At 31.4% G+C, this 11922-nt stretch carries 11 protein-coding genes; 6 read left to right on the forward strand and 5 right to left on the reverse strand.

All coding sequences use genetic code 11. The features are described from left to right. Nucleotide 1: 1 nt before the first annotated feature. Complete coding sequence (locus ACKI32_RS01780) at nt 2-1303, reverse strand: phenylacetate--CoA ligase family protein (RefSeq protein WP_407412960.1); 1302 nt, start codon at nt 1301-1303, stop codon at nt 2-4. A 209-nt stretch (nt 1304-1512) separates the two neighbouring features. Between ACKI32_RS01780 and ACKI32_RS01785 the strand changes: the two genes are divergently transcribed. Next, nucleotides 1513-3120, forward strand: a complete 1608-nt coding sequence (locus ACKI32_RS01785) for a sodium:solute symporter (RefSeq protein WP_407412961.1) — start codon at nt 1513-1515, stop codon at nt 3118-3120. Continuing rightward, nucleotides 3120-3233, forward strand: coding sequence for a symporter small accessory protein (locus ACKI32_RS01790; RefSeq protein ID WP_407412962.1), 114 nt, complete (start codon nt 3120-3122; stop codon nt 3231-3233). Before ACKI32_RS01785 ends, ACKI32_RS01790 begins: the two co-directional genes overlap by 1 nt. Before the next feature lie 299 nt (nt 3234-3532). Here ACKI32_RS01790 and ACKI32_RS01795 read toward each other — a convergent pair whose 3' ends face one another. Further along, nucleotides 3533-5035 (reverse strand): pectate lyase-like adhesive domain-containing protein, encoded by a 1503-nt coding sequence (locus ACKI32_RS01795; protein ID WP_407412963.1) that lies wholly within the window; start codon nt 5033-5035, stop codon nt 3533-3535. Between the two features lie 79 nt (nt 5036-5114). Next, a complete protein-coding gene (locus ACKI32_RS01800; RefSeq protein ID WP_407412964.1) occupies nt 5115-6332 on the reverse strand; it encodes a DDE-type integrase/transposase/recombinase in 1218 nt (405 codons plus the stop codon). A gap of 220 nt (nt 6333-6552) precedes the next feature. Between ACKI32_RS01800 and ACKI32_RS01805 the strand changes: the two genes are divergently transcribed. After that, nucleotides 6553-8265, forward strand: a complete 1713-nt coding sequence (locus tag ACKI32_RS01805; RefSeq protein ID WP_407412965.1) for a YhgE/Pip family protein — start codon at nt 6553-6555, stop codon at nt 8263-8265. Nucleotides 8266-8345: 80 nt separating this feature from the next. Here ACKI32_RS01805 and ACKI32_RS01810 read toward each other — a convergent pair whose 3' ends face one another. Then, complete coding sequence (locus ACKI32_RS01810; protein ID WP_407412966.1) at nt 8346-8627, reverse strand: hypothetical protein; 282 nt, start codon at nt 8625-8627, stop codon at nt 8346-8348. Between the two features lies 1 nt (nt 8628). Then, complete coding sequence (locus ACKI32_RS01815; RefSeq protein ID WP_407412967.1) at nt 8629-8916, reverse strand: hypothetical protein; 288 nt, start codon at nt 8914-8916, stop codon at nt 8629-8631. An 843-nt stretch (nt 8917-9759) separates the two neighbouring features. Between ACKI32_RS01815 and modA the strand changes: the two genes are divergently transcribed. The 3 genes from modA to ACKI32_RS01830 all read left to right on the forward strand — a co-directional run. Beyond that, entirely contained in the window at nt 9760-10590 is an 831-nt protein-coding gene (modA, locus tag ACKI32_RS01820) for a molybdate ABC transporter substrate-binding protein (RefSeq protein WP_407412968.1), read from the forward strand. A gap of 71 nt (nt 10591-10661) precedes the next feature. After that, on the forward strand, nt 10662-11336 hold the full coding sequence (modB, locus tag ACKI32_RS01825) for a molybdate ABC transporter permease subunit (protein WP_407412973.1): 675 nt from the start codon (nt 10662-10664) through the stop codon (nt 11334-11336). A gap of 23 nt (nt 11337-11359) precedes the next feature. Further along, nucleotides 11360-11922 (forward strand): sulfate/molybdate ABC transporter ATP-binding protein (locus ACKI32_RS01830; protein WP_407412969.1); only part of this gene is annotated, 563 nt, incomplete at its 3' end.

An 11922-nucleotide genomic window follows, 5' to 3' on the forward strand; every position in this document is an offset into this window, starting at 1 on the left:
CTTAATCAAAATTCCTTTCATCAATTACACGAACAGCTTTACCTTCACTTCTTGGAAGAGTTTCCGGTTCACAGATTGTTACATCAACTCTTAAACCAGTTTCAGATCTAATAGATGCTTGGATTTGTTTTTCAACTTTTTCCATTTCTTTCATTTCATCAGAGAATAACTCTTTTGAAGCTTCTACTTTAACTTCAACTTCATCTAAAATATCTGGTCTAGTTACATGAATCATGTAGTTAGGGCTGATTCCTTTGATTTTAAGTAATGCTTTTTCAATTTGTGATGGGAAAACCATAACTCCTTTGATTTTTAACATGTCGTCACTTCTTCCAGTGATTCTTGTCATTCTTACAGTTGTTCTTCCACATTCACATTTTTCTCCAATAAGAGATGTTAAATCTTTTGTTCTAAATCTTAAAATAGGCATTCCAGTTTTAGTAAGGGATGTTAGGACAAGTTCACCTTTTTCACCGTAACTTAAAGTTTCCCCAGTATCTGAATTAATGATTTCTGGGTAAAATTGGTCATCTTGTATGTGCATTCCATTTTGATAACTGCATTCTTGTGCAACACCAGGACCCATTACTTCAGTTAATCCGTAAATGTTGTATGTTTTAATTCCGAGGGATGTTTCGATTCTTTTTCTCATTTCGTCGGTCCACATTTCAGCTCCATGAATTCCTGCTTTTAAATTAATGTCTTCAAGAGCAATACCTGCTTTTTCTCTGGACTCTCCGAGATACATGGCATAAGATGGAGTACATGTTATAATGTCACTTTGGAAATCAACCATTGTGTCAAGTTGTCTTTGAGTATTTCCAGCCGAAATAGGTAGTGTAATTGCGCCCATTTTATTTCCACCGTGGTGGATACCAAAACCACCAGTGAATAAACCGTATCCGTATGCATTTTGAATGATGTAGTCTTTGTCAGCACCGGCCATTTTAAGTCCACGTGCAATACATTCTCCCCATATATCCAAATCATTTTGGGTGTATGCGGTTACAGTTGGTTTTCCTGTTGTTCCAGAAGATGCGTGAACTTCCACAATTTCTTCACGAGGTACTGCAAGTAGGCCTAAAGGATAAGCTTCTCTTAAGTCACTTTTTGTTGTAAAAGGTATTTTTTCGATATCTTTTAAAGTTTTGATATCATCTGGTTTTACACCTGCTTCATCTAATCTTTTTTTGTAAAATTCAACATTTTCATAAGCCATCTTAACGGTTTCTTGTAGTCTTTCTAGTTGAATTTTTTCTTTTTCTTCTTTGTTCATACATTCAGCTTTTTCATTCCAAAACATAGTATCCCTATTTTTTTGATTTTATAACTTTGTGTAGCTATTTAATTATTATTATTTTGTCATTGCTTTTAATTATTGTGTTATGGTTAAAAACTCATTTTAATGCACATATTTGTACAATAATGTATATTTATGCGATAACATTTATATATTTATTTTTCTAATATATAATTGTAATATTAATCTTTAATATTTAGAGGTAATTATTTATGGACGTCATGATTTTAGCAATTGTATTTATAGTCTACATATTCGCGCTTGTTTTTGTAGGTTATTATGCATACAAAAAAACTAATTCCTCTGAAGACTTCATGATTGCTGGTAAAGATACACATCCATTTATCATGGCAATGAGTTATGGAGCTACTTTTATTTCGACAGCTGCTATTGTTGGTTTTGGAGGAGTCGCTGGTGAATATGGTATGAGTGTTTTATGGTTAGCATTCTTAAACATCATTATCGGTGTATTCATCGCATTTGTATTTTTAGGAAAAAGAACTCGTCGTATGGGTCATGCATTAGGCTCATTGACATTTCCGGAGTTTTTAGGAAAACGTTTTGACAGTAGATTTATCCAATATGCTTCAGGTTTAATTATCTTCTGTGCAATGCCAATTTATGCTGCAGTAGTATTAATTGGGGCTGCAAGATTTTTAGAATCATCTTTATTAATCGATTTTAGTATTGCACTTCTAATTTTATCCATTATCATTACATTCTATGTATTATTTGGAGGAATACGTGGTGTAATGTATACTGATGCCTTACAAGGAACAATCATGGTTGTTGCTATGGTATTTTTACTTGTATTTGTATATTGGTTACTTGGAGGAGTCGACACTGCAAACACTGCACTTTCAGGAATGGTTAATTTATACCCTGCTGATGCTATTTCCACAGGAGGTACGGGGTGGACATCGTTTCCGGAGTTTGGAACTCCATTCTGGTGGTCACTTGTATCATCTACATTAATTGGTGTGGGTATTGGGGTACTAGCTCAACCATCTTTGATTGTAAGATTCATGACAGTTAAATCTGATAAGGAATTAAACAGATCAGTTTTAATTGGTGGTATCTTCATTGCTGTCATGCCAACTACTGCTTATATCGTAGGATCACTTTCAAATGTATATTTCTTCGATAAACTAGGTAAGATTGCAGTAGATGTGGTTGGAGGAAACATCGATAAGATTATTCCAACATTTATTACAATGGCCCTTCCGGAATGGTTTGTATACATTTTCTTACTCTCTTTGATTGCAGCGGCAATGTCTACAATATCTTCACAACTTCACACTCAAGGAACTGCATTTGGTGTAGATATTTACTCCACTTTAAGAGATAAGACAAAAAGAAAATTGGATGATGTTTCAATTTCAAGAGTAGGTATTTTAATAGCTATTATCTTAGCTTTAGTAATGGCATTTTCACTTCCAGGAAGTGTAGTTGCACTTGGAACAAGTTTATTCTTTGAAATATGTGCAGCAGCATTCCTACCAGTGTTCTTAGGAGCACTCTACTGGAAAGGAATTACAAGACTGGGGGCTATTGCAGGAATTCTTTCAGGAACATTTGTAAGTCTATTCTGGTTAATTTTCATGTTCAAAAAGACTGCTGCAGGTCTTGGAATTTGTAAATTCATATTTGGTGTGGAAACATTAATACCAACTGCACCATGGCCATTTATTGATGTAATGCTAATAGCAGTACCTATAGCAGCAATATTTACAATTGTTGTAAGTTTACTTACCAAACCTCCAGCTCAAGAGGTACTTGATAAAGCATTTTCAAACATTGATACAGGAAGTGATGCATAATGGCAATTTTAGGTATCGAAGACCCATGGATTTGGGGAGTATATCTTGGAATTATATTGTCTACCCTTTTATGCGTGGTATATGGTATTGTAAACTGGAATAAAGGAGATTAAATCCTTTATTTTTTCTTTTTCTTTTTTTAACAGAAAAAATAATTATAAAAATTGAGAATTTTTTCTAGATATGCTGTTCAATCTACATGATCATTTTACAATTATTGAGATTTAACTATTAAACTAATTTAACTAATTGCATTGTTAATTAAAATGTTGGTTTTGAGTTTAATTTTCATTTAATTGGTTGTAATTTAAATAAAATGATAGGTAGTTTGTCCTCTTGAGGGGAAATAAAAAAAGTAGAATTTAATAAGGTGCATGAATACCTCACCTTCTCAAGGCGAGGTAGTTCAAGATTATTTTTTAACTATCGCAGTTCTTTTAGTAGTAAATGTTACTACACTGGTTTTTTTGTAACTTGCTTTATAACCAACTTGTGTGCCTACTTTAAGATTTTTCAAGACACTTGATTTAATGGTAACTTTTGCAACACCTTTTTTGTTGGTTTTTGCAGTATATGTTTTGCCCTTAAATTTAAAAGTAATCTTTTTGCTTTTGAGTGGTGAAGAATTTTTCTTAAGTGTTGCAGTTAAAACTAATTTGCTAGCAGATTTTTTAACTGTAACTTTATTTAAGGTTATTGTGGTTTCTTTAAATGTACATTTTGATTTACTTCCACCATATATGTGTTTTCCAGATTTTGCAAGATTATCATCAAAACTACATTTTACAGCTTTTGCACCATGTGTTTTATCTGAATCATTATATCTGAATCCATATATTGCTCCACCTCTGGCTTTTGCAACATTATCTATGAATTTAGAATTTTCGATTAGACATTTGTAATAGGTAACAGTTCCACTAACCCATTTTCCATTAACATAGTTTCCACCAATTTCGTGGCATCTGAAGTATACTGCACCACCATATTTTTTTGCGGAGTTTTCATTGAATTTTGAATTCTTAATATATAAATCCTTATTTGCAAATACGGCACCACCAACTGAACTTGCTTTATTTGAAGTAAATGTGGATGAGGTAATGTCAATTGGACCGAAGGCATATATTGCTCCACCACCACGCCCTTTAGCAACATTATTTTTAAAAGTACAGGATTTTACGTTTTCTTTTTCAAGTGTAATTGTTTTTTTTAATATTAACTCTAAAATAGAATTTATATCTTTAGTTATATCAATGTTGGAAGAAGCGTTTATGAAATAATCAATTGATTTTAATAGGGATACTGTAAGAACTGCACCTCCATCTCCTTCAATAGCTGTGTTTTTATTGAAAACTGAATTTTTATATTCCACATGCCCTATTGAGGCAATTGCTCCTCCACAGTATTTAGCACGATTATTGGTAAAAGTACATTTAGTAATTGTTAAATTACCAAAATTAAGTATGGCTCCACCGTAATAATCAGTATAACCATTTGTGATTTTTATGTCATTCAATACGATTTTATTGTTTTTGTTTAATTCAAAATTAATAAGAAAGATTCTGGATTTGGATAACCCGTTTAAAGTGTGTCCATTACCATTAATTGTTAAATTTTTATTGATTGCGATACCTTTTGTATCAAATCCCTCATCATAAGAATAATCCTTATCTAAATTTATTGTAGACCCTGCAGGGGTAAGGTTAATTATCTCTTGTAATTGTGTAAATGTTCCTTTGGCCTTCGCATTAAGAATGTCTTCTTGTGTTGATGTGATTGCATCAGCATTGATTTCTTCAAGGGGTTGGTCATTATCTTCGCTTATTTGAACATCCTCATTGTCAATAGCACTAACGGTGGTGATTGACAATAAAATGATGAGTAAAGCCAAGATTATCAAACTCTTTTTAAATCTCATTTTTGCACCTTATTTTTTTAATTGTTATGTTTTTTGTCAATGATATAATATATTTTTTTTGAAGATTGTTTAGGCTCTTTCAAAAACTTGTGTGATTTTTTTCTTTTTCATTTTTTATGTTCCAATGATTTAGTTTTAGCATGAATCTTGTTAAAAGTCCTTGTTCTATTTTCATTGTTCTTTTTATGTGTTTTGGAAATACTTTTTGAAAGATATTTTCAATTTTATTGTTCGTTGATGGAATGTTCGAGTTTTCAAGGTGTGTCGTTAGTTTTTTATAGTAAGGAATGATGAATTTCCATATTAATTTGTCTGTAAACTTATTTTTTGGATAATTTTTTCTAATTAATTCATCTCGCAATTTATTTGCTTCATTCAAGTCTTTTGCATCTAATGCTTTAAATATGTCTTGTTTTAAATCGATTAATTCATCATGTTCTTCACCATTCAATTTATTTTTGTCAAAATAGTCTTTAAATCTTCTGTTTATCATTTGTTTGACGTGAAATTTGCAGAAATGATGTTTTACATTTAATTTATCTATGGCTTCACGATATTCATGTTTTAAATCAGTCCCAATTGAAATCTTCTTCTGATTTCTTAGTGATTCGTTTAAAAATTGATAAATAGTCGTAGAATCTTCTGATTCGACCAATTTAGCTGAAACAAGAGTATTTAATTTAACGTCGAATAATGCTAAAATGTAGTTCCATTCTCCATTGATTTTTACCCAATGACTGTCAAATAAGTAATATCCAGAATAATACCAATTTTTATAGTTAAATTGATAATTAGAGTTCAATATGATGTTTTCTATGCTCTGATGTGAGATTTCAATGTTATGTTGTTGTTTTAAGTCAAATCGGATTTTATGGAGTCCTGCCCCATAAATTTGATATAGATTTTCAATACAATCAATAACAGGCAAAGTAATATTAGAATTAGAATAAACAAGAGAAGATAAGTCAGTATAAAAGACTTTACCACATTTTTTGCACTTATATTTCTGAATAGTGCAAATTCGCTCACCAATTCTTAAAAAAATAAGTTTTCTTTCATAAGTTCCATTTTTAACAGTATGATGAGACTTACAACTTGGACAAACTACAATTCTATTTTCAAAATGAATTTTACCACGTTTTTCCAACCTAATTAGATTATTCTCAATATTTTCACAACCAAATCGAGAAAGATCATCAAATTGACGGAATTCAGAAAACTCAGGTACAAAATCGGAAAGTTTATATTCTTTTAACTCCATACATTCATATGGAGCTTTTATATTGTTAGTGGACATATTAATATATTAGCTCCACTTAATATATTAATTTTACTGCTTTTAAATTAAAAATAAAGAAAAAATAGAACGAGAAAAATTCGTGACTCAAAAACTAGCAAAAATTCAAATCACACAAGTTTTTGAAAGAGACATTGTTTACAAAAAACAATATATTTACATAATAAGAAATATTAAATTATTAATAGTATAATTTATTTTAATTTTAATGAGGTTTAAAATGAGTGGAAGAGATATTGGTAATATTGTTGAAATTACAAAAAGTGATGCTAAGGCAGCATTTTCCAATCCAGTTGTTATCTTAATTTTAATTGCAATCATTATTCTACCTTCCCTTTATGCGCTTGTAAATATAGATGCCTGTTGGAATCCTTATGAAGAAACAGGCCAATTAGATTTTGCAATTGCAAATATGGATAAAGGTGCCTCTTATGAGGGTCAAAAACTCAATATTGGAAATGAGTTGGTTGGTGATCTTAAAGATAATGACAAGTTTGATTGGAAATTCATGTCAGAGGATGAACTGCGTGAAGGGGTTCACGACGGCAAATATTATGCTGGAATCGTCATACCCAAAAATTTCACAGAAAATGTTGTTTCAATAACATCTGATAATCCTAAAGAGGCTAAACTTGAATTTATTGTAAATGTGAAAGCAAACCCGGTTGCTTCTAAGATAACTACCACTGGTGCAAATGCGGTTTATACTGCATTAAATGCGAAAATTGTTCAGTTTATAGATTTAGCAGCTTTTGATAAGCTTGGTGAGTTGCAAAGTGGTCTTGCATCTGGTTCTAGTCAATTGGCTAGTGGTGGAAGTCAACTTGCAGCTGGTGCAAGTCAAGTTTCTGCAGGTGAATCACAACTCACTTCCGGTGCATCCCTCATTAAAGCTGGTGAAAAAAAGATAACTAATGGTACAGAAGCCATTGATAGTGGTTCAAAACAGGTCGAAAAAGGTTCAGAAGAGCTTCAAAATACTATTGATCCTTCATTACTTCCGGAGGGTCCTGTTCGTGATTATGGTGAAGCCAATGTGGAACTTGCTGAAGGAAGCAGCAAATTGGCAACGGGTGCTAGTGAGTTGGCAAAAGGGTCTAGCAAGTTGGCTAATGGTTCAGTTGACCTGGTTGATGGTTCATTAGCTCTTGCAGCAGGTTCAACTCTGCTTTCAAATTCTGCAGCACAGGCATTGTTTGCAGCATCTTCCGCTTTAGGTTCTTCTGCGGATTCACTTTCAGCAGTAACTGGAATTAATGAAACAATGCTTGGAGATTATTTGTTTTCTCCAGTTAAGTTTGATGAACAAGAAGTGTTTTCAGTACCTAATTTTGGATCAATGGCATCTCCATTTTATTTAGTATTGTCTATGTGGGTTGGTGCTTTGATTACTTGTACATTATTGAACCCTGGAAACAGTGAAAATACAAAATACACTCCTTTTGAAATGTATTTCGGTAAGTTATTGCTGTTTGTAGTAATAAGTATGCTTCAGGCATCTGTCACTATACTCGGTGCTTTTGGTTTGGGAATTTATATTGTAAATCCTATATTGTTTATCATATCTGCAATGATAGTGTCGGTGGTATTCATGGTTCTGATATATTCCTTTACTTCAGCATTGGGAAATGTTGGAAAAGGAATTGCAATAATTCTTTTGGTATTTCAAATATCTGGAACTGGGGGAATGTATCCGGTTGAAATCATGAAACCGATCTTTGGAATGTTGCATCCATTTATGCCAATGACATATGGTATCTCATTAGTGCGTGAAGCGCAATTGGGTCTTGTTTGGTCAAATTATTTGCCTTCATTAATCACACTTTTGGCAATTGGAATTCTAACTGTTATTATAATGCTTATTGTTAAAACAAAAGCAGATAAACCAGCACATTATCTTGAAAAACGTTTAGAAGATAGTGGGCTCTTTTAGAAGTTGCTTTTCAACTTCTATTCTTTTTTTTAAAATTAGATTATTAAATTTAGATTAAATATAAAAAATAAAAATAAGGATTATGGGAAAAGGTTTACTCCCATAGCTTCAAACATTGATTGAGCACCTAAAATAATTATGGCTACTCCACCAAATATTTCGATATAGTCAGCATATTTAATAGCTATTCTTGTTCCGTATGTTCCAAGTAATAACCAGATTATTACTGCAACTAGGCTTAATCCACCTAATGTAATTGGATTTACACTTGCAACAGCACCTTGTGATGCTAAAATTAGGTTTTCAATGTTTCCGAAAATAAGTAATCCGGTAAATGGAGCGTAAGCTTTTAAATCCACCATTTTATTCGCCCCTTTTAGTAGCTTTAATGTTTTTCACTGCTTCATAGATTGCTTGAATACCTAATATGAATATTGCAAGTCCACCAATAAATGTGATGTAATTTGCATATTGTATTGCAAGATTTGTAGCTACAGTTCCAATTAGCAACCAAAGGATTACTACAATAATACTTAATCCCCCTAAAATTTTAGGGTTAACACCTTGAACAACACCCTGTGATGCTAAAATTAGGTTTTCAATGTTCCCAAATATAATTAATCCCATGAAAGGTAAATATTCTTCTAACAATTTATCACCAATATATATTATTGAATGATTAAGTATAAAAATGTTAATTATTTTTCAATCATGAAGAGGATTCCTAAACAATAGGTAAAATAGGGAAAATATTAATTTATTTTTCTTATTTTATTTTTTTTAACAACTTTTTTTTAATATTTTTATTGTAATTTTGTAAATGCAATGTTAATTATTTTGATTTTCGATTTACATTTTTTTTAGATAGGTAATTAATTTATATTCGTTTTTTCTTTTTAAAATGGTTATTTTGTTTTATAATCCTTTTTTAAGACGTTTTGATTTTACGATATGTTTTTTTAATGAATAATTCATAACAAAATCTTTATATTGGGATTACCAAAGAATATAACAAGTGGGATTATATTTGAAATTACGACATGTAAAAAACATGTATTTTGATTTAAATCTGCTTGTTCCAAATTAAAATAAATTATAGATAAAATTAAGATTATATATTAAATTATAATCCAAATTAATGTCAATTAAAAAAGTTTGATTATATTAATATGCCGTTATGAATAAATTTATATATCGTAACTAATAGAAATATAATTGCTAATCATGATATTAAATTGTAATTTGGGATTGGGAAATGAATTGGGAAAATAGTATCCTAAAACTTAAAATGAATTTTATTTAATGATATTAATATTATTTTAAGGATTTTGATATTATTATTTTTAATTTTAACAAATGGGATATAATTAAATTGTCAATCATGTCATCCGAATTAAGTTGATATGTATATGAAGTTTATTCGCATTTTATTTTACTAATCTTTGTTTAGTTATTTAATGTCTGATTGTGTAATTATTAAAGAGGAGGACACTCATGAAACTCAATAAAAAGATGTTAATTGTAGCAGTTATTGCTGTAATAGCAATCGTCTGTGCAAGTTCTGTAGTTAGTGCTGGTTTCTTCGACTTCCTAAGTGGTAGTAATGGTAGTGATGCTAGCTTAGATGGAAAAGAAGTTAATTTAGCAGCGGCTGCTAGTTTAAAAAATGTTTATGATGAAAAGTTAATCCCTATGTTTGAAGAAAAATATCCTGGTGCAAAAGTTACACCTACATATGGTTCCAGTGGGGATTTACAAACTCAAATTGAAAATGGTTTAGAAACAGACGTATTCATGTCTGCGGCCAATAAACAAATGAATGCTTTAATAGATGAAGGTTTAGTTGATAACGATACTAATCTTCAATTTTTAGAAAACAAAGTTGTTTTAATCGTGCCTGCAGACTCTGATGCAAATATTTCTTCATTTGAGGATTTAAAAAATGTCGATGGTACTATTGCTATTGGTGATCCTGAATCTGTACCTGCAGGCCAATACGCTAAAGAAGCATTAACCAATCTAGGCATTTGGGATTCTATCGAATCTAAATTATCTTTAGGTACTGATGTAACTGCTGTATTAAACCAAGTAGCTCAAGGATCTGCTGATTGTGGTATTGTATATGCTACCGATGCTAAATCTACTGAAGATGTTAAAGTTGTTTGTGAAGCTCCTGAAGATGCATTAGATACTCCGGTTATCTATCCTGTAGCTATGATTAAAGATGCTAAAGATGCTGATGCAGCACAAGCATTCCTTGACTTCTTACAAACACAAGAAGCAAAAGATATATTCGTTGAATATGGATTTACTATTCATGAATAAATCTAAATTGGATTATTCACATGATTTCATGTGAATAATAAATTTTTTTTTTAAAGGTGATATAGAACATGATGACTGATTGGTCCCCGATTTTAATTTCAATGAAAACTGCAAGTTTATCAATTTTCATAACCTTTTTTGTAGGTTTGATTGTTGCTTGGGGTATTGTTAAAATGAAAAATGACTCAATAAAAATAGTACTTGATGGTATTTTTACACTACCAATTGTATTGCCTCCTACTGTAGTTGGGTTTTTTTTATTGTATATTTTTGGTGTTAGGGGACCTATAGGAAGTTTTTTTATAGAATTTTTTGCTGTAAAAATTGCATTTTCATGGTATGCGACAGTTATTGCAGCAGTCGTCATGTCTTTTCCTTTAATGTATCGTTCTGCTCGAGGAGCATTCGAACAAGTTGATTCTAACTTATTGGATGCAGGTCGTACATTAGGCATGTCAGAATGGAAAATTTTCTGGAAGATTTTATTTGCAAATGCATTGCCGGGAATTATCAGTGGTGGAATTCTTGCATATGCTAGAGGTTTAGGAGAATTTGGTGCAACAGCAATGCTTGCAGGTAATATTGCAGGACAAACAAGAACTCTCCCTATGGCCGTTTTCTCAGAAGTGGCTGCAGGTAATATGGGAGATGCTTTTAATTATGTAATAATAATTGTCGTTATAGCGTTTATAGCTATTTTTATCATGGATTTTGTTTCTATACGAAAGGAAAAACAATGGAAATAGTTTCAAGTCATGGGGATTAGGTTATGAGTAATAAATCATTAAAAGTTGATATCCACAAAGAACTTAAAGAATTTGACTTAGATGTTAATTTTGAACTTAAAAAAAGGTGTTTGGGCATTCTTGGACCTTCTGGCTGTGGTAAAAGTATGACATTGAAATCCATTGCAGGTATTGTGGATCCAGATGACGGTGTTGTAAGTTTAAACACTGGCAAAGAAACAATTTATTTTGATTCTAATAAAAAAATTAATTTAAAACCTCAAAAAAGAAATGTTGGGTATCTATTTCAAAATTATGCTCTATTTCCTAACATGACTGTTGAAGAGAATGTGGGTGTTGGATTATCCAAAGATGATGACAAGGAAATAGTGGCTAAGTTGATTAAACGTTTTCATTTAGAAGGTCTGGAAAAAAGATATCCTAGGCAATTGTCTGGAGGTCAACAGCAAAGAGTAGCTTTAGCCCGTATATTGGCTTATGGGCCTGACGTCATATTGTTGGATGAACCGTTTAGTGCTATGGATACTTTCTTAAAAGAACAATTACGTATGGAGCTTGCCAATCTACTAAAAGATTTTGAGGGTTT

It is taken from the genome of Methanobrevibacter sp., assembly GCF_045611865.1.
Classification (GTDB): Archaea; Methanobacteriota; Methanobacteria; order Methanobacteriales; family Methanobacteriaceae; genus Methanocatella.